Origin of the sequence: Sphingomonas sp. NIBR02145 (assembly GCF_027359115.1) — a bacterium.
Classification (GTDB): domain Bacteria; phylum Pseudomonadota; class Alphaproteobacteria; order Sphingomonadales; family Sphingomonadaceae; genus Sphingomonas; species Sphingomonas kyeonggiensis_A.
Genome location: NZ_CP114791.1, coordinates 1765698 through 1784022, shown reverse-complemented (window position 1 = coordinate 1784022; position 18325 = coordinate 1765698). Strand labels below are relative to the sequence as shown.

Below are 18325 nucleotides of genomic sequence, written 5' to 3'. Positions count from 1 at the left end.
GATGGGGATCGATCTCTCGACCCGGGTGGCGATCGTCACCGGTGCCGGCGGCGGGCTGGGCGCGGCGCATGCGATCGCATTGGCGAAGCGCGGCGCGAAGGTGGTCGTTGCCGACATGAACGGCGATGCGGCCCGCGCCGTCTGCGCGCGGATCGAGGCTGAGGGAGGCGAGGAGATGGCGGTGGCGGTGAGCGTCACCGATTTCGTCGGCGTCCAGGCTATGTGCGAGGATACGCTGGCGCGCTGGGGCCGGATCGATATCCTCGTCAACAATGCCGGCATCCTGCGCGACAAGAGCTTCGCCAAGATGGATCTGGACGATTTCCGGCTGGTGCTCGACGTCCACCTGATGGGCTCGGTCCACTGCACCAAGGCGGTGTGGGACACGATGCGCGCCCAGAATTACGGGCGGATCATCTTCACCACCTCGTCCTCGGGCCTCTACGGTAATTTCGGCCAGGCGAATTACGGCGCCGCCAAGATGGCACTGGTCGGGCTGATGCAGACCCTGGCAATCGAGGGCGAGCGCTACGGTATCCGGGTCAACAGCCTGGCGCCGAGCGCGGCGACGGGGATGACCAACGGGCTCTATTCGGAAGAGATGCTGGCGGGGCTCGACGCATCGCTGGTGAGCCCGGCGGTAGTGGCGCTGGCGGCCGAGGACGCCCCCAACCGCGCGATCCTGCTGGCCGGCGCCGGCAGCTTCGAGCAGGCGCATGTCAGCATGACGCGGGGGCTGTTCCTCGGCGATGGCGCGGGGGTGGCCGACACGCTGCTCGATCGGCTGGAAGCCGTCGGCGACCGGGCAGGGGAAGTGATCCCGGCCCGCGGCGAGGAACAATATCAGTATGAGATGTCGGCGCGCGCCGCCAGCATGGAGCGCGCATGACTGCCGAGGTCTTCATCGTCGCTGCGCGGCGCACCGCGATCGGCACCTTTGGCGGGGCGCTCGGGGCCGAGACGCCTGGCAATCTCGCTGCCACGGTCACGCGGGCGGCGCTCGATGCTGCGGGCGTGGCACCGGAGGCGGTGGGCCATGTCGTGTTCGGCCAGGTGATCCCGACCGCGCCGCGTGACGCCTATCTGGCCCGCGTGGCCGGTATCGAGGCGGGTATCCCCAAGGAAGTGCCGGCGCTTACCGTCAACCGGCTATGCGGTTCGGGCGTGCAGGCGATCGTGTCGGCGGCGCAGATGCTGATGCTCGGGGATGCCGAGATCGCGGTGGCCGGCGGTGCCGAGGTGATGAGCCGCGCGCCTTATTATGCACCGGCCACCCGCTGGGGGCAGAAGATGGGCGATGCTACTCTGGTCGATGGCCTCAACGGCGCGCTGACCGATCCGTTCGGCGGCGGGCTGATGGGCGTGACCGCCGAGAATGTCGCCGAGCGCCACGGCATCGATCGGGCCCGCCAGGACGCCTATGCTGCGGAGAGCCATGCCCGTGCAGTACGAGCGATCGCGGAAGGGCGGTTCGACGGACAGATCGTGCCGATCGAGGTGAAGGCGGGGCGCGCAACCAGGGTCTTTGATGTCGACGAGCATGTCCGGGCGGACGCCAATGCGGCCGATCTCGCGAAGCTGCGCACGATCTTCAAGGCGGGCGGCAGCGTGACCGCCGGCAACGCCTCTGGGATCAACGACGGTGCCGCTGCCGTCGTGCTGGCGAGCGAGAAGGCCGTGGCCGAGCACGGACTGACGCCGATGGCGCGGATCGTCGCCTATGGCCATGCCGGGGTCGATCCGGATTACATGGGCATGGGCCCGGTGCCGGCGACCCGGGCGGCGCTGGCCCGGGCAGGGCTGTCGGTCGCGGACATGGACGTGATCGAATCGAATGAGGCGTTCGCGGCACAGGCCTGTGCGGTTTCCGATGCGCTCGGTTTCGACCCCGCCAAGGTGAACCCCAATGGCAGCGGCATTTCGCTCGGCCATCCCGTGGGAGCAACGGGTGCGATCATCGTGACCAAGCTGGTCCATGAACTGGCGCGTGTGGGCGGGCGCTATGGCCTCGCGACGATGTGCATCGGCGGCGGTCAGGGCATCGCGCTGGTGGTGGAGCGGGTCTGAGGTAGCCGTCATCCCGGCGAAAGCCGGGATGACGTATCGGTTCTAGCAGCCGCTATACGCAGCCCGCAGCTGCAGCTTGTCGATCTTCCCGGTCGAGCCGCGCGGCATGCTCGGTACCCGCACCACTGCGTCGGGAATCCACCAAGAAGCGACCTGGCCGCGCAGGGCGCCGAGCAGGTCCTGGTCGCTGATCTCCTGGTCCTCGCGCAGCTCGACGAGCAGCAGCGGCCGCTCGCCCCATTTGACGTCGCTGCGGCCGATCACCGCCGCCAGGCTGACCTGGGGCAGGGCGCAGACCACGGCTTCGATCTCGGCCGGGTTGATCCATTCGCCGCCCGACTTGATCAGGTCCTTGGCGCGGCCGGTGATGATCAGGTTGCCGGCGCGATCGATCTTCGCCAGGTCGCCGGTATCGAACCAGCCCTCGGCGGTGGTGGCCGGCCTGTCCTGGCCGAAATAGCGTTCGATCACTGCGGCACCGCGCACGTGCAGGCGTCCCTCGACATCGCGCTGTTCGGGGAGCGGGCTGCCGGCCTCGTCCATAAGCAGCAGGTCCATGCCCAGCGCCGGGCGACCAGAGATCAGCGCATCTCGCGTGGGGGCGCTGAGCACGCCGAACGTGCCGACCGGTGACAGCTCGGTCATGCCCCAGCTGGTCTGAACGGGGATGCCGAGCTGACCCTCGATCCGCTCCATCAGCGCGGGCGGCATCGGCGCGCCGCCGACAAGGATGCGCTTGAGCGAGGGCAGGCTGGTGCCGGTCGCGTCGAGATGATCGCACAGGCCGAGCCAGACGGTGGGCACGCCGACCGCGATGGTGACTTCCTCGGCGGCGATCAGCCGGGCCAGGCTGGCGCCGTCGAGATGACGGCCGGGCAGCACCAGCCTGGCGCCCGCTGCCGGCACCGCAAAGGGCAGGCCCCAGGCATTGGCGTGGAACATCGGCACCACCGGCATCACCACGTCCTGGCTGGTGATGCCAGAGACATCGGCCTGGAGCAGGCGCAGCGTGTGCATGAAGCTGGAGCGGTGGGTGTAGGTCACGCCCTTGGGGGCGCCGGTCGAGCCGGAGGTGAAGCAGAGGCCGCTCGGCGCCTTCTCCTCGAAATCGCCCCAGGCAAAGCCCTCGCCGGCGGTGTCGAGCAGCGGCTCGAGCTGGGCGATCGCCGCGCTGCCATGGATCTGGGGCGTGAACTCGCCATCGATCACGAAGACCTGCCCGACACCGGGCGCTTCGTCGAGGATTCTGAGCGCCAGGGGCATCAGGTCGGCGCTGACGATCAGGATGCGCGCCCCCGACTGGCCGAGCATCCAGGCGAGCTGCGGGGCGGTGAGGCGCGGGTTGAGCGTGTGGCACACCGCGCCCATGCCCATGATCGCGAACCAGCTCTCGACATGCGACTGGCTGTTCCAGGCCAACGTGGCGACGCGCTCCCCCTTTCGCACGCCGAGGCCGGCGAGCAGCGACGAGATCTTGCGGGCGCGCCGGTCGAGCTCGGCATAGCTGGCATGGGTGATCGCACCACCCTCGCCGGCGGTGGCGACCTGCACATCGGGGTGCCATTTCGCTGCGTGCTCGACGATCCGGTCGAGGGTCAGCGGGAAGTCCTGCATGCTGCCGTCGATCACTTGCAGGCCTCCGCGGCCGGGGCAAGCGGCGGGGCGATCACCCCGACATTCCAGTTCCAGGGCTGGGTCCCCGCGGCCCGGCGGCGGCAGAAGACCTGATCGTGCAGCGCATATTCGGCCGGCTTTAGGTCGGCGGCGACCTCCGGCTTGTCGGTGAAGTGCATATAGGCGGCTCGTGCATTGTGGGATGGCCAGGCAGGATGGCCCGAAGCGGTGGGAGCGCCGGTACGGGCGAAGCTCGCCCAGTAATCGACCATCGCGTCGGAAAGCGCGCGCTCGGCCGGCATATCGGGGATCTTGGGCCAGAGCGCAGTCACCCGGTCGATCGTGCCGAACATGAAAGGCACTTCGCTGGCGTGGAAGGCGTGGATGCCGGCAGCGTCCGAGGACGGCATGTGGTGGTCGAAATAGTAGAGATAGGCCGGCTGGCCGGCCCGCGCCTGCTCGCGGACCAGCTTCTGCGAGTTCCAGGCGAAGAAGCCGTCGCGCGCGGCGGCGAGCATGTTCGCGCCGATCGCGTCCGAGGGGTAGAGGCGGAGGAACGCGTCGGCGAGTGGGCCATAGCCGGCGCGGATCTTCGCTTCGTAGGTCGCGGGCGTGAAGGTCGATGCCTCGGGCAGGCCCGGCAGGATCGATTTCATCGTGCTGATCTCGCCGGCGGTGAAGCCGGTCATCAGCGGCACCTTCGCCTGTTCGCCGCGCTCGAAGCTGTCGAGGAGCTGCCGGGTGATGACCGTGCCGTCGACGATCGCTGTCGAGGCGAAGCCGGCCTTCACGGCGCGGGCGGCGAGATCGGGGGCGGGGATCGCCCGCAGCTCCGCCACCGTCCTTGCGCCGATCGCGCCGGCATAATGCTCGCCAAGCGTCTCGGCGGAGGGAACGCCGTGCGCCATCGTCTTCAGTTCGGGGATGTTCATCAGCGACGCGCTCTGGACGATCGCCTTGCCGAACAGCCCTTGCGCCTGGGGCGATACCAGCAGGTGCAGGATGGCGAGGCCGCCCGCCGATTCCCCGGCGATGGTGACATTGCCGGGATCGCCGCCGAACGCGCCGATATTGGCCCTCACCCATTTCAGCGCGGCGATCTGGTCCATCACGCCGTAATTGCCCGAGCTGCCGTCGGGCGATTCCGCGCTCAGCCCCGGGTGCGCGAAATAGCCGAAGATGCCGAGCCGGTAGTTGATCGAGACGACGATCACCCCGCGTTTCGCCAGCCGGGCGCCATCGAACATCGCCTGTTGCGACGAACCGCGCACCAGGTTGCCGCCATGGATCCACACGAATACCGGCGCCTTCTTCGCGCGTGCCGGTGCCCAGATGTTGAGCGAGAGGCAATCCTCGCTCATCGCCGGATAGACCTCGGCATAGATGCTGCTGGGCGGCGCGGGCGGCTGCTGACAGGCCGCGCCGAACGCCGTGGCGTTGCGCACCCCGGTCCAGGCGGGCACTGCCACCGGCGGCTTCCAGCGCCGCTCGCCCACCGGCGCCAGCGCATAGGGTATGCCCTTGAAGACCTTCTGCCCGTCGACCTCGATGCCGCGGACGCTGCCCGCGGGTGCCTTGACGATCGACTGGGCGTCAGCCTGACCGGCGCCGACAAGCGCCAGGCCCAGCGCCGCAAAGCGGTGCGCTATCCCCATCTCACTCTCCTGAAATGCGTGTGTGCAGGGTCGGCGTTCAGCCGATCACCTTGTTCAGCCGCAGCCAGAGCTGCTGGTCGAAATCCTTGTCGCCCGCGGCGGCGCCGGTGCGCACCACCACGAGCTTCCTGCTTGGCACGACGAACAAGCGGCGGTTGAAGGCGCCGAGGGCGGCGACCGTGTCGGCAGGGGCGGCGGCGATCAGCGGGCCGTCCTTCCGGTTGCCCATCGCCCCCATCACGTAGTCGCCGCCGTTCAGCCACCAGAGACGACCATAGGCGGGGTTGGTCGGTGAGCGCTCGAACATCCGTTTCAGGCTCGCCTCGGAGACGACACGCTTGCCGTCGTTCGACACGCCGTTGTGCAGGATCATCAGCCCGAACAATGCGGTATCGCGCGGGGTGGTGACCAGACCGGTATCGTTGCCGATGCTGGCCAGCGCCGCGGGGCGCTTGCGCCAGGCGGTGTTTGCCATGCCGGCGGGCCCTGCCAGCCAGTCCCGCGTGATCGTCTCAAGCGGTTGCCGGGCCGCCGCCGCGACGATGCGCTTGGAGACCGCGTAGACCGGGGTGTTGTAGAAGAACTTCGTGCCGGCCGGAGCCTCGTAGCCGAACTTCTCGTCCAGGCCCGAGGCCATGTGCAGCACGTCGATCACGCGGATCTTCGCTTCCTGCTCGGGCGTCGCTCTGGACCAGCCGGCACCGATATAGTCGGCGACGGGCTTCTCGACGTCGATCAACCCCTTGTCGATCGCCACCGCGATCAGCACCGAGACGAAGCTCTTCTGCTGCGAGGCGACATCCTCGAGCAGCGCGCCGTCGCCGGCCTTGCCATAGACGAAGAGCGGGAACTGGCGATCGCCTTCGGGCGCCGGGAAGTTCTTCTCCACCAGCACCTTGCCATCCTGGATTACCAGGAAGCCGGTGGTGTTCTGATTGCGGAGATAGTCGAGCAGGCTGGTCATCGCCGCGTTGCCCGCACTTGCCGGAACGACAGGGCCGGGGCGGGCGGGGGCGGCGGCGGGCGCGATCGTCACACCGGCCATGGCCGCCGCGAGCAACATCAGCTTGGCGTGCGATCGTGCCTTCATCGTCATCTCCTGTTCGCGGCTGCGCGCTTCTTCTTTATCGGGGGAGCAGGGGCGGTCAGCGGCGTGACCTCGCGGACCCGGGGCCCGCGCGCGAGCATTATCCGGGCGACTTCGCCCTGCATGAAATAGAGGATGTCGCGGGCTGCCTGGCTCGCCTTGTCGGCGTCGCGCGCGATCAGCGCGGCGCGCACCTGGCGCCAATACTCATACGGGCCGGGGCCATTGGCGTTGATCGCCAGCGCGACATAGGAAAAGTGGAAGCGCGTCTTGCGCCGTACCATGTCGATCATCTTCTGCGCATCGGCGCTCGCCGATTCCGCCATCTCGCTGAAGATTGCTTCCGAGATCTCGATGATCTGCTCGCCCGGCGTCCCGGCGGCGGCGTCGCTCAGCAACCGGTCGATATTGACCAGCATGTGGCGGATCGCGGTATCGGAGGCACGCAGGCAGGCGAAGCGCGCGGCAAGGCCGTAGAGCGCGGCGCGGATCTCATAGAGATCAAACACTTCCTCCACCGTGGTGGCGGAAACACGGGCTCCGCGATTCTCCTCGATCTCGAGCAGCCCGTCGTCGGCAAGGGTGCGTAGCGCACGGCGAACGATCGAGCGGCCGACGCCGAACTCGCTGCACAGCGGCGCTTCGCGCAGCCATTCGCCCGGGGCAAGCTCGCTCCGCTGTATCCGAAGCCGCAGCGCTTGTGCCAGATCGTCGGCGGTCGAAATGGAACGCGCTTCCGCTGCGTCCGTCGACTCCGGCAATGCTGCTGATTCGTGATTGTCGGTCAAAGACTTGCCCTCTCGCGGGTTGGTTGCGCCATCGCAGTGCTTACCAATCCCGCACGGTCATTTCTATTGCGGCTGCCGGACTGTAGCAAGAGATTTGTCGAACCATAAATCAAAGATTGTCGTACAATCCTGTTGACTCGGTCTCACGATCGACGGATGAAAAGCTCGCAGCAAAAATGCGCGCCATGGGAGGATGCATGCGAGATTTCCTTGCCACCACGGCAACCCTTGCGCTCGTCGTGGCCACGCCGGCCCTGGCGCAGACCACGACCGCCACCGCCACCACCACTGACGCCAGCCAGGAAGCTTCCGCGCCGCAGGACGCGCCCGCCGCGAGCGAAGAGAAGCGCAATGACGACATCATCGTCACGGCGCGCCGCCGCGAGGAAAGCATCCGCGACGTGCCGGGCACGATCAACGCGGTGACCGGCGACCAGCTTGATGCCAAGGGCCCGATCGCGGGCAGCGGCGATCTGCTCAGCACCACGCCGGGTGTCCGCTTCAACGATGTCGCCAGCGAGAACCTTGCCGAAGTCTCGATCCGCGGTTCGGGCACTGCGCGCGCCACCGGCGCGGATTCGGGCGTCGGCCTGTTCGTCAACGGCGCCTATGTCGGCAGCTCGACGCTGGGCGGCCGCAATTTCAAGGCGCTCGACTATTTCGACATCGAACGGGTGGAATCGCTGCAGGGCCCGCAAGGCGCGCTCTATGGCCGCAATTCCGAATTCGGCGTGGTCAATATCGTCCTGGCCAAGCCCAAGTTCGAAAGCTCGGGCTGGGCGCGTGGCATGTACACCTTCGGGCTCGACCAGAAGCGCGTCGCCGCGGTGATGAACGAAGCGCTGAGCGACACGGTCGCGGTCCGCGTCGGCGGGGAGATCTACGGCCAGACCGGGGGCTTCTACTACGATCCCAACCACAAGAAATATTATGACAGCACCCGCGGCTGGAACGGCCGCGCCCAGCTGCGCTATCGCTCGGGCAATCTCGACGTGAACCTGATGGTCGACGGGCAGGACCTGAAGCTGCCGAGCTTCGTCAACAGCCTGGTCATCGCGCCCGGCACCAACACCGCGGTGCCGCTCGGCTATTATCAGTCGCGCTACACTCTGCCGCACGACGGCAAGGACGGGCTGATGCAGAAGGTCGGCCGGGTGATGCTCAACGCCAGCTATGATTTCGGCTGGGCCAAGCTCGAATCGACGACGATGGCGACGCGGTGGCGCTCGAGCCAATATTATGGCGCCGCGATCGACTATGCGACGCTGGTTGCAATGCGCCAGCAGGGCCAGCTGGGCATCTATCCCTTTACCCAGGTCCACACCAATGTCGTCGATCGCACGCTCTATCAGGATCTCCACCTCACCGGCTCCGGTGCGGGCGGCAAGCTGACCTGGATCGTTGGCGCCGAGGGCTTGTACCAGAACGATGATTACCGCCTGGCGATCAACAGCTCGCCCTGCGCGTTCAATACCGTCACCCAGGGTATCTGCACCGGCACGCCGACCGCGAAAGTCTGCCTGAAGCCGCTGCCGAACTCGGCCAATTGCCCGGCCAATTATCCGCTGGTGTTCGGCACCGACAGCAACACGCAGCAGCGCATCTACTCGTTCGCGGCCTATGCCTCGCTTGGCTATCAGTTCGGCAATTTCTCGCTGAACGGCGAAGCGCGCATCTCGCACGACTACAAGACCGCGACGCAATATATCTACGCGCTCTACACCACCAACTATACGCGCCTGCCGACCACCTTCGTCTACAAGGCGGAGCAGCCGGCCTTCACGGCGACGGCGAGCTACAAGATTCCGGGGCCGACCAGCACCCTGATCTATGCCAAGGTCGGTTCGGGCTATCGCGCGGGCGGCGTCAACAACGGCACCTATAATGCCGCGGCGCCCAATCCCTTCCAGTATACCTATGGCAACGAGACGACGATCGGCTACGAAGCCGGGGTCAAGTCGACGATCACGCGCGGCGTGTTCGTCCGCGTCGCCGCCTATCTGCAGCGGACCAAGGATGCGATCACCAGCATCAACGATGGCTGCACGCTGACCAATGCCTGCCTCCAGGGTGGCCAGCAGTTCAACGTCAATGGCGGCACGATCGAGGCCAGGGGCCTGGAAGCGGCGCTCGACGGGCGCTGGCGCCTGGCCGGCGGCATGTTCTCGCTCGGGCTGAACGCCGCGACCCAGCACGCCACCTTCGTCAAGGTTCCGGCCGGGGTCACTGGCCTGCCGACGCTGGACAGCTCGGTGGCGCAGATCCCCGATTGGACGATGTCGGCGAGCGTCGACTATCGCCACCCGATCAGCGACAAGTCGAACGTGTTCGTCAATTTCAACTATCAGGGCCAGCGCGGCGGCATCCAGGATACGGTGACAGCGACCACGCCTGCCATCTACATGACCGATTTCGACCTGTTCGGCGCCCGGGCGGGCTTCAACTTCAACAAGGTCCAGTTCGCGGCGTTCGTCCGCAACATCACCGATCGCCAGATCCAGGTGCTCAAGTTCATGTCGGCGGGCTATCCGCTCTCGGTGCGCTACAACAAGCCGCGCACCATCGGCGTGAGCATGTCCACCCGCTGGTAAGGATCCGGGGGGCGGCTCCTTTTTCCATCTCCGCCTTCTTCCTGCCGCCGGCTTCGCTTCCTCTTTCGCGAAGCCGGCGGCCCTCTGTTTCAAGCGCCAGCCGGGAGAGCCGATTTGGCAACACAGCAAGATACCGCCGCGAAGCCCAGCCTGCGCATCGCCGCGATGGCGTCCGCCGGCGCCGCGATCGAATGGTATGATTTCTTCATCTACGGCACCGCGGCCGCGCTGGTCTTTCCCAAGCTGTTCTTCCCGGCGGATCTGCCGCCCTTCATCGCCCAGATCGCGGCCTTCTCGACCTTCGCGGTGGGTTTCCTCGCCCGGCCGCTCGGCGGCATGGTCTTCGGCCATTTCGGCGATCTCTACGGCCGCAAGCGCGCGCTGGTCGCCGCGATGTTCATCATGGGCCTGGCGACCACGCTGATCGGCCTGCTCCCCAGCTATGCGAGCTGGGGCGTGGCCGCGCCGCTGCTGCTGGTCGCGCTGCGCTTCGTCCAGGGGCTCGCGGTCGGCGGCCAGTGGGGCGGGGCGGCGCTGATGGCGATCGAGAATGCGCCGGCGCACCGGCAGGGCTTCTACTCCAGCTTCGTCCAGGTCGGCGTGCCGCTGGGGGTGGTCCTCGCCAACACCGTGTTCCTGATCGCCAGCACGCTGATCGACCCTGCCAGCTTCGCGTCCTGGGGCTGGCGGATCGGCTTCCTGCTCAGCATCTCGCTGATCTTCGTCGGCATCGCCATGCATCACACCGTCGCCGAGCCGGAGGAGGTGGTGTCGCGGGAAGATTCTCCGGTATCGCCGCTCTGGACGGTGCTGCGCGAGCACGGCCTCACCGTGCTGATCGCCGGCGGCGCGTTCATCGCCAACAATGTCTGCTTCTACATCGCGATCACCTATGCGGTGGCATATGGCACCGCGACTGTCGGCGTCTCCCGCGAGACGATGCTGCTCGCGGTGATGGTCGGCAGCCTGGTGATGATGCCCGCGCTGATCGCCTGCGGCGCGCTGTCCGATCGCTTCGGGCGCAAGGGCATCTTCGTGTGCGGCGCGCTGCTCTCGGGCATCTGGGCCTTTGCCGTCTTCCCGCTGATCGAGAGCGGCTCGCCGCTCGGCATCGTGGCGGCGATCACGGTCGCGCTGATCTTCGTCAGCATGATGTACGGTCCCCAGGCCGCCCTGTTCGCCGAACTTTTCCCGAAGGAGGTGCGCTATTCGGGCGCCTCGCTCGGCTACCAGATCGGCACGGTGGCCGGCGGCGGCTTCGCGCCGATCATCGCCACGGCCTTGCTCGCCCATTACGGGACGAGCATGCCGATCTCGATCTATCTGGCCGCGACCTGCGCGATCTCGCTGGTCTGCGTGCTGATGCTGGGAAGGAAACGCCATGCCTAGTCGTCGAGGATTCCTGGCCGCCGGTGCCGCATTGCCGGCCGGTGCCGCACTCGCCAGGGGAAGCCAGGACCCGAGTGCCCGGGTAGCTGCCGACCTCGACAAATATATCGGTTTCGGGAGCAAGCAGGCCGGCGGCCCGGGCGACAACGCCTGCGGCGCCTGGCTGAGCGGCGAGATCGCGCAGCTCGGGTTCGCGGTCGAGCAGCAGCCGGTATCGGTGCCCTGGTTCGAGCCCGTGCGCAGCGAATTGCTGTGCGGAGATGCCAGGGCGGGCGTCTGGCCGCAGCCGATCGTGGTGCCGACCGGGCCGGAGGGGGCGAGCGGTCCGCTGGTGCGGATCGACGGGGCAGGGCGGCCGGCGGGTTCGCTTGCCGGTGCGATCGCGCTGCTCGACCTGCCCTTCGCCCGCTATTCCACCGCCGTCGCCAAGCCGATCCGCGTGCCCATCGAGGCTGCATTCGCGGCTGGAGCCGTGGCGGTGGTGGTGATCACCAATGGGCCGACCGGCAAGGTGATCGCGCTCAATGCCGATGGTCGCAAGCCGATGTTCGCCGGACCGGTGGCGCTGCTCGCGCCCGCCGACGCAGGGCCGTTTCTCGCCGCGGCGATCCGGGAGGACAGGGCGACCCTGATCGTCACCGGCAGGGGCGGGCGCCGCCAGGCCGGCAATTTCATCGGCAGGCTGGATCGGGGCAGGAAGCGCTGGATCGTCGTCTCCACGCCGCGTTCGGGCTGGTATGGCTGTGCCGGCGAGCGGGGCGGGGGCGTCGCCGCGTGGCTGTGGCTGGCGCGCTGGGCGAGCAAGGCGGTGGCCAACCACAACCTCGCCTTCATCTGCAACAGCGGTCATGAATATGAGAATCTCGGCGCCGCCGAAGCGCTCAAGGCGACTGCGCCCAGGCCCGAGGACACGCATTTCTGGCTGCATCTCGGCGCCAATGTCGCCTCGCAGGACTGGCACGACCTGACCGGCCAGGTGCTGCCGGGCATCGACACCCAGCGCTATCTCTCGGTCACCCCGGGGCTGTTGCCGCTCGCGCGCGAGATATTCGCCGGGCATGTCGGTCTGGAAGCGCCCTATTCGAGCGAGACGATCTCGGCGGGCGAGCAGATCGAGATCCTCGCCGCGGGGTATCGCAATGTCGCGGCCGTGTTCGGCCTCCATCGCTACCACCATGTCGCCGGCGACGACCGCCGCTGCATCTCGCCCGCGAATGTCGCCACGACCGCGCAGGCGTTCCAGCGTCTTCTGGAACGGGCCGCAGCGCGCAGCGGAGGCTAGAGGAGTCGGCGGCAAGAGGCATGCCGTCGTCCTTGCCGGGCACGCGAACGCGTGCGCTCACGACGCCGATCGGATCGGCACCTGAAACAAAGCCTGGGATGAAGAATGGCAGGGGCGCTCGGATTCGAACCGAGGGCCTTCGGTTTTGGAGACCGACGCTCTAACCAGCTGAGCTACGCCCCTGTGCGGACCGCGCATCTAGCGCGCGAAAGGGAAGGGAGCAAGGGCTAGCTTGGATTTGTTGCAAGCGGCGGGAAAGTTTGGGGAAAACCGGAATTCCCGAAGCGTCCGGTGCGCGATCCCGGTGCCGAAGGCCCGGCTTTCGCGGGATCGCGCACCGCGGAGTAGCCATGGGAAGCGCGACGACGGCGGCGCGCATCCGCCGGCCGTCGCCGCATCCTTGCTGCAGGGCAGGGGGCTAGTGATTGTCGCGCGGCAGCCCCATGGTCTGGGCGATGCGCTGGAACTGCTCCGACCCTTCCAGGATCGCGCCGGTATCCAGCTGGCCCACCAGCGTGCGCTGGATCTGCTGCCAGGGCGTCTGCGCCGCGGGATAGGGATAGCCGCCCTCCGCCCCGAGCGCGGCGCGGCGCTCCGCCAGTTCCTCCGGCGGTACCAGCATCTCGGCGGTGCAGCGGCCCAGGTCGATGCGCACCCGGTCCCCGGTCCGCAGCAGCGCGAGGCCACCCATCGCCGCCGCTTCGGGCGCGGCATTGAGGATCGAGGGCGAGGCGGACGTGCCCGACTGGCGGCCGTCGCCGATGCAGGGCAGGGCATGGATGCCGGCGCGGATCAGATAGGCCGGCGGGCGCATGTTCACCACCTCGGCCGCGCCCGGATAGCCGATCGGCCCGGCCCCGCGCATCACCAGCAGGCTGTGTTCGGTGATGCCCAGCGCGGGATCGTCGATCCGGGCATGATAGTCTTCCGGCCCGTCGAACACGACGACCGGCCCCTCGAACGCATTGGGGTCCTGCGGGTTCGAGAGATAGCGCCCGCGGAATTCCTCGCCGATCACGCTGGTCTTCATGATCGCGGCGTCGAACAGGTTGCCGCGCAGCACCAGGAAGCCCGAGGCTTCGGAAAGCGGACGGTCGAACGGCCGGATCACCGCCTCGTCCTCGATCTCGGCGGCGCGGCAATTCTCGCCGATTGTCTTGCCGTTGACGGTAAGCGCGCTCTCCGTGATCAGGCCGCGGCTGATGAGCTGCGCCACCACGGCGGGAACGCCGCCGGCGCGATAATAGTCCTCGCCCAGATATTCGCCGGCCGGCTGCAGGTTCACCAGCAGCGGCACGTCATGGCCATGTTCCTGCCAGTCGGCGATATCGAGCGAGACGCCGATATGGCGGGCGATCGCGTTGAGATGGATCGGCGCGTTGGTCGATCCGCCGATCGCCGAATTGACCACGATCGCGTTGAGGAACGCCTCGCGGGTCAGGATGTCGGAGGGCTTCAGGTCCTCGGCGACCATCTCCACGATGCGCTTGCCGGTGTGGTAGGCGGCTTCCTGCCGGTCGCGATAGGGGGCGGGGATGGCGGCGCTGCCCGGCAGCATCATGCCCAGCGCCTCGGCCAGGCTGTTCATCGTCGTCGCCGTGCCCATCGTGTTGCAATAGCCGGTCGAGGGCGCCGACGAGCTCACCAGCTTGATGAAGCCTTCATCGTCGATCTCGCCGGCGGCCAGCATCTCGCGCGCCTTCCACACGATCGTGCCCGATCCGGTGCGCTCGCCGCGATGCCAGCCATTCAGCATCGGCCCGACCGATAGCGCGATCGCCGGGATGTTCACCGTCGCCGCCGCCATCAGGCAGGCAGGCGTGGTCTTGTCGCATCCGGTGGTGAGCACCACGCCGTCGATCGGATAGCCATAGAGCAGCTCGACCAGGCCCAGATAGGCCAGGTTGCGGTCCAGCCCCGCGGTCGGTCGCTTGCCGGTCTCCTGGATCGGGTGCACCGGGAATTCGAGCGCGATGCCGCCCGCCTCGCGGATGCCTTCGCGGATGCGCTCCGCCAGCACCAGATGGTGGCGGTTGCACGGGCTCAGGTCCGATCCGGTCTGGGCGATGCCGATCACCGGCTTGCTCGAGCGCAGTTCCTTCAGGCTCAGTCCGAAGTTGAGATAGCGCTCGAGGTAGAGCGCGGTCATGTCGATATTCTCGGAATTGTCGAACCAGGCGCGGCTGCGCAGCTTGGGGAACGCGGAATCGGTCATCGGTAAGCCTTGTGTGCGTGCTCAATCCCGGCCCGAAGGCGCGGGGGTCGAGAAACGATAGAGGATCGGGTTGCGATAGGTCTGGCCGGGATCGAGCCGGGCGGAGCCGAATGCCGGCGGGTTCGGCGTGTCGGGAAACAGCTGCGGCGCGAGCGCGATTCCATGGGCGTTAGGCAGAGTTATTGCCTCGACCGCGCGCCCGTCCGACAGGGTGCCCAAGGCCTTTCGCTCCGCGGTGGCGGCATGCGCCACGCCCGGCATGGCCAGGGGAAGCGCCAGTGCGAGCGCGATGATCGGCTTCATTGCTCTCTCCGTCGGGCATATTCGCGATATGCGGCGCCATCGGTTGTTGACGCCCGATTGGCTAATCAATACTCCGACTAGAAAGCAAAGAGCAACCCGCGCCGGACAGGGCGGCATGAGAGGAATGAGAGCCATGGCATTGCCGCCGGGATCAACCGCGACCGTTGCGCATAACGACGTGGCGGGTGCGCCGCGCTACGGCCCGGCGCTTACGCTGCTCGCCTCGCTCTTCTTCATGTGGGGCTTCATCAGCGTCATCAACGGCACGCTGCTGCCGCACCTGCGCAGTGTGTTCGCGCTCAGCTATTTCGAGACCGGCCTGATCGAATCGGTATGGTTCATCGGCTATCTCCTGGCCTCGATCCCCGCGGCCAGGCTGATCGAGCGGATCGGCTATCAGCGCGCGCTCACCACGGGTCTCGCGGTGATGACGATCGGCTCGCTGGGCATGATCCTCGCCGCCTGGCAGGTCTCCTACTGGATCACCATTGCCTCGCTGTTCATCGTGTCGTGCGGGATCGCGTTGCTGCAGGTCGCGGCGAACCCCTATGTCGCGGTGATCGGCCCGCCCGAGAGTGCTGAATCCCGTCTCACCCTGGTGCAGGCGTTCAACACCACCGGTGACGTTCTGGCGATCCTGTTCGGCAAGTATCTGATCCTCGCGCGCACCACCGGCGGCACCACCGCGCAGGGCACCGAGCTCACCCACGCCCAGCGCATGGCCGACGCGCAGGCGACGGAATTGCCCTATCTGATCGTGGCGATCGTGCTCGCGATCCTCGCCTTCCTGATCGCGCGGGCAAAGCTCCCTGCGCTCGGCGCCGCCACCCGGCGTGTCTCGGCCGAGGAGCGCCGCAGCCTGTCGCTCTTCCGCCACCGCAACCTCATTCTCGGTTGTGTCGGCATCGCGCTCTGCGTGCTCGCCGAGATCGGCGTCGGCAGCTATTTCATCAACTTCGTGTCGCAGCCCAGCGTCGCAAACCTCACCCAGGAGCATGCCGCCACCTATCTCACCCTGTTCTGGGGCGGGATGATGGTCGGCCGCTTCCTCGGCGCCGGGCTGATGCGCAAGATCGCGCCGGAGCGCGTGCTGGCGCTGTTCGCGCTGATCGCGATGGGCGGCTCGCTGGTCGCCGTGTTCGTGCCGGGGCCGGTGGCGATGTATGGTCTGATCACGGTCGGGCTGGGCATTTCGATCATGTTCCCGGCGATCTTCGCGCTGGCGATCCGCGGGCTCGGGCCGCTGACGGAGGAGGGCTCCGGGCTCCTCATCATGTCGATCGCGGGCGGCGCGCTGGCCTCGATCCAGGGCAAGATCGCCGACGGCTATGGCCTGCACTGGGGCTTTCTCGTCACCGCCGCGTGCAGCCTTTATGTGCTCTTCTACGCGCTATGGGGCTCGCGCCCCACGCCGAGGACCTGAGCCGGGCGCGGGCTTACATCGCCGAGCGTGTATCCTCGAGCGCCAGGTCGACCAGGGTGCGCATCGCCTGGCTGGCCGCATCCGCATCGCCCGCGACGATCGCGTCGAACACGCGGGCATGGTCGGGCAGCGGGTCGCGGGGCAGGGCGCGGGCGCGCTGCTTGAACTGGGTCGTCCAGTTCACCGCCGCGCCGATGCTCGCGCTCAGCGCGATCAGGGTGCTGTTGTGCGTCGCCTGGAGCAGCGCGTCGTGGAAGTCGCGGTCGGCGGCGCGGCCGGCTTCGGTCGCCAGCGTGTAGCGGCGCATCTTGGTCAGCGCGTCCTTCATCGCCTTGATGTCGGCCTTGTCGCGGCGCTCGGCCGCCAGGCGCGCGGCATTGGGCTCCACGATCGCGCGGAGCTCGAACAGGTCGCGGACGAAGTCGAGATCGGGCTCGCCCGAAAAGGCCCAGGCCAGCACGGCGGGGTCGAGCATGTTCCAGCGGCTGCGCGGCAGGACGCGCGTCCCGGCCTTGGGGCGGCTTTCGACCAGGCCCTTGGCCGTGAGCACCTGCACCGCTTCGCGATAGGCGCTGCGCGACACGTCGAGCGCCTCGGCGTTGGCGACTTCGCCGGTCAGCCTTTCGCCGGGGGCGATCCGTCCGGAGACGATCGCGGTGCCGAGATAATGGGCGACTGCACCCCGCAGGCGGCGGCCGGAACCCTTGGGAGACGGCGTCAATTGCACCGCGGAACCCGCCGCGGGCGCTTGGGCCTCCTCCTCCTTCGATGCCATCCGGCGCATGCTCCCTTGTGACTGGCCGGTCTTATCCGCGCACATTCCGGCGCATGCAAGTTGCCTTTGGTGCGCGCCAATAATATGTCGGACTAATTATTGCCGCCCGCAGCGGTTGAAAGGGAGAGGACATGGCATTGCGACTGTTGCAGCATCGGGACCAGGACGGCACCCGGCGGGTGATCGCGGCGCGGCAGGACGGGGCCGGGTTCGTCGCCGGCGTCGCCGATGTCCGCGCGCTGGCGCTGCAGGCGATCGAGAGCGGCCGGTCGCTGGCGGAGGTGGTCGATGCGCTCGGCATTTCCGGCCAGGTCGATCTCGCGGCCGAGCTGGCGGCGGGTCGGCTGGTGGCGCCGATCGACCATCCCGATCCCGCGCACCTCGTCCTGACCGGCACCGGCCTCACCCATCTCGGCTCGGCCGAGGGGCGCGACAAGATGCACCGCGATGCCGCCGCGGCCACCCACAAGACCGACAGCATGCGGATGTTCCTCGAGGGCGTCGAGGGCGGCAAGCCCGCCGCCGGCGCGGTCGGCCAGCAGCCGGAATGGTTCTACAAGGGCAACGGCACGCATCTCGCCGGCCCCGGCGAGGCGCTCGACATGCCCGGCTTCGCGCAGGACGGCGGCGAGGAGCCCGAGCTCGCCGGCATCTACCTGATCGGCCCGGACGGCACTCCCTGGCGGCTCGGCATCTGCCTCGCCAACGAGTTCAGCGACCATGTGACCGAGCGGCACAATTATCTCTGGCTCGCCCATTCGAAGCTGCGTCAGGCCGCGCTTGGCCCGGAGCTGCTCGTCGGCGCGGTGCCCGGGGATGTGCGCGGCACCAGCCGGATCCTGCGCGACGGCGCGACGCTCTGGGAGAAGCCCTTCCTCTCGGGCGAGGCGAACATGTCGCACACGCTCGCCAATCTCGAGCATCACCACTTCAAATACCCGCTGTTCCGCACCCCCGGCGACGTCCACGTCCATTTCTTCGGCACCGCCACCCTCTCGTTCAGCGACGGCATCCGCACCGCGCCGGGCGACGTGTTCGAGATCGAGGCGGCGCCCTTCACCTTGCCGCTGCGCAACCCGCTGTCCCGCAGCGCCGATGCCGGCCATGTCGCGGTGCGGACGCTCTGAGCGCGGCGG

At 67.8% G+C, this 18325-nt stretch carries 14 protein-coding genes and 1 tRNA gene; 7 read left to right on the top strand and 8 right to left on the bottom strand.

Features of this window, described 5'->3' with window-relative positions:
- The first annotated feature begins 1 nt into the window (after position 1).
- Both O3305_RS08005 and bktB read left to right on the top strand, forming a co-directional pair.
- Positions 2 to 889 (top strand): SDR family NAD(P)-dependent oxidoreductase, encoded by an 888-nt coding sequence (locus O3305_RS08005; protein ID WP_269575916.1) that lies wholly within the window; start codon positions 2 to 4, stop codon positions 887 to 889.
- Entirely contained in the window at positions 886 to 2067 is a 1182-nt protein-coding gene (gene bktB, locus O3305_RS08000; protein ID WP_269575915.1) for a beta-ketothiolase BktB, read from the top strand. Before O3305_RS08005 ends, bktB begins: the two co-directional genes overlap by 4 nt.
- Before the next feature lie 42 nt (positions 2068 to 2109).
- On the opposite strand, the gene O3305_RS07995 is transcribed toward bktB, so the two are convergent.
- The 4 genes from O3305_RS07995 to O3305_RS07980 are packed head-to-tail and all read right to left on the bottom strand — an operon-like array spanning position 2110 to position 7184.
- A complete protein-coding gene (locus O3305_RS07995; protein ID WP_342251594.1) occupies positions 2110 to 3696 on the bottom strand; it encodes a long-chain-fatty-acid--CoA ligase in 1587 nt (528 codons plus the stop codon).
- Complete coding sequence (locus O3305_RS07990) at positions 3693 to 5336, bottom strand: carboxylesterase/lipase family protein (protein WP_269575914.1); 1644 nt, start codon at positions 5334 to 5336, stop codon at positions 3693 to 3695. The genes O3305_RS07995 and O3305_RS07990 overlap by 4 nt, the downstream gene beginning before the upstream one ends.
- A 37-nt stretch (positions 5337 to 5373) precedes the next feature.
- Positions 5374 to 6426: a serine hydrolase domain-containing protein gene (locus tag O3305_RS07985; RefSeq protein WP_269575913.1), complete on the bottom strand. Its 1053-nt coding sequence runs from the start codon at positions 6424 to 6426 to the stop codon at positions 5374 to 5376.
- Between the two features lie 2 nt (positions 6427 to 6428).
- Entirely contained in the window at positions 6429 to 7184 is a 756-nt protein-coding gene (locus O3305_RS07980) for a GntR family transcriptional regulator (RefSeq protein WP_269575912.1), read from the bottom strand.
- Positions 7185 to 7408: 224 nt separating this feature from the next.
- Here O3305_RS07980 and O3305_RS07975 point away from each other — a divergent pair, with 224 nt between their 5' ends.
- The 3 genes from O3305_RS07975 to O3305_RS07965 all read left to right on the top strand — a co-directional run bounded on the left by O3305_RS07975 (position 7409) and on the right by O3305_RS07965 (position 12473).
- Entirely contained in the window at positions 7409 to 9802 is a 2394-nt protein-coding gene (locus tag O3305_RS07975) for a TonB-dependent receptor (protein ID WP_269575911.1), read from the top strand.
- 114 nt (positions 9803 to 9916) lie between these two features.
- Positions 9917 to 11191 (top strand): MFS transporter, encoded by a 1275-nt coding sequence (locus O3305_RS07970; protein WP_269575910.1) that lies wholly within the window; start codon positions 9917 to 9919, stop codon positions 11189 to 11191.
- Positions 11184 to 12473, top strand: a complete 1290-nt coding sequence (locus O3305_RS07965) for a hypothetical protein (RefSeq protein ID WP_269575909.1) — start codon at positions 11184 to 11186, stop codon at positions 12471 to 12473. Before O3305_RS07970 ends, O3305_RS07965 begins: the two co-directional genes overlap by 8 nt.
- Before the next feature lie 106 nt (positions 12474 to 12579).
- Here O3305_RS07965 and O3305_RS07960 read toward each other — a convergent pair.
- The 3 genes from O3305_RS07960 to O3305_RS07950 all read right to left on the bottom strand — a co-directional run bounded on the left by O3305_RS07960 (position 12580) and on the right by O3305_RS07950 (position 14991).
- Positions 12580 to 12656, bottom strand: a tRNA-Trp gene (locus O3305_RS07960).
- A 235-nt stretch (positions 12657 to 12891) separates the two neighbouring features.
- On the bottom strand, positions 12892 to 14688 hold the full coding sequence (locus O3305_RS07955) for an IlvD/Edd family dehydratase (RefSeq protein ID WP_269575908.1): 1797 nt from the start codon (positions 14686 to 14688) through the stop codon (positions 12892 to 12894).
- Between the two features lie 21 nt (positions 14689 to 14709).
- A complete protein-coding gene (locus tag O3305_RS07950; protein WP_269576601.1) occupies positions 14710 to 14991 on the bottom strand; it encodes a hypothetical protein in 282 nt (93 codons plus the stop codon).
- 133 nt (positions 14992 to 15124) lie between these two features.
- Here O3305_RS07950 and O3305_RS07945 point away from each other — a divergent pair, with 133 nt between their 5' ends.
- Complete coding sequence (locus tag O3305_RS07945) at positions 15125 to 16414, top strand: sugar MFS transporter (RefSeq protein ID WP_269575907.1); 1290 nt, start codon at positions 15125 to 15127, stop codon at positions 16412 to 16414.
- A 13-nt stretch (positions 16415 to 16427) separates the two neighbouring features.
- Here the strand turns inward: O3305_RS07945 and O3305_RS07940 are convergent, their stop codons facing one another.
- Positions 16428 to 17189, bottom strand: a complete 762-nt coding sequence (locus O3305_RS07940; protein WP_269575906.1) for a FadR/GntR family transcriptional regulator — start codon at positions 17187 to 17189, stop codon at positions 16428 to 16430.
- A 131-nt stretch (positions 17190 to 17320) separates the two neighbouring features.
- Here O3305_RS07940 and araD1 point away from each other — a divergent pair, with 131 nt between their 5' ends.
- Entirely contained in the window at positions 17321 to 18316 is a 996-nt protein-coding gene (gene araD1, locus O3305_RS07935) for an AraD1 family protein (RefSeq protein ID WP_269575905.1), read from the top strand.
- The last annotated feature ends 9 nt before the right edge of the window (positions 18317 to 18325 follow it).

Bases quoted from the DNA above. Each gene is read 5' to 3' on its own strand.
- araD1 (WP_269575905.1), top strand. From the start codon at position 17,321: ATGGCATTGCGACTGTTGCAGCATCGGGACCAGGACGGCACCCGGCGG.
- O3305_RS07950 (WP_269576601.1), bottom strand. From the start codon at position 14,991: ATGAAGCCGATCATCGCGCTCGCACTGGCGCTTCCCCTGGCCATGCCG.
- O3305_RS07955 (WP_269575908.1), bottom strand. From the start codon at position 14,688: ATGACCGATTCCGCGTTCCCCAAGCTGCGCAGCCGCGCCTGGTTCGAC.
- O3305_RS07965 (WP_269575909.1), top strand. From the start codon at position 11,184: ATGCCTAGTCGTCGAGGATTCCTGGCCGCCGGTGCCGCATTGCCGGCC.
- O3305_RS07940 (WP_269575906.1), bottom strand. From the start codon at position 17,189: ATGGCATCGAAGGAGGAGGAGGCCCAAGCGCCCGCGGCGGGTTCCGCG.
- O3305_RS07990 (WP_269575914.1), bottom strand. From the start codon at position 5,336: ATGGGGATAGCGCACCGCTTTGCGGCGCTGGGCCTGGCGCTTGTCGGC.
- O3305_RS07945 (WP_269575907.1), top strand. From the start codon at position 15,125: ATGGCATTGCCGCCGGGATCAACCGCGACCGTTGCGCATAACGACGTG.
- O3305_RS08005 (WP_269575916.1), top strand. From the start codon at position 2: ATGGGGATCGATCTCTCGACCCGGGTGGCGATCGTCACCGGTGCCGGC.
- bktB (WP_269575915.1), top strand. From the start codon at position 886: ATGACTGCCGAGGTCTTCATCGTCGCTGCGCGGCGCACCGCGATCGGC.
- O3305_RS07985 (WP_269575913.1), bottom strand. From the start codon at position 6,426: ATGAAGGCACGATCGCACGCCAAGCTGATGTTGCTCGCGGCGGCCATG.
- O3305_RS07975 (WP_269575911.1), top strand. From the start codon at position 7,409: ATGCGAGATTTCCTTGCCACCACGGCAACCCTTGCGCTCGTCGTGGCC.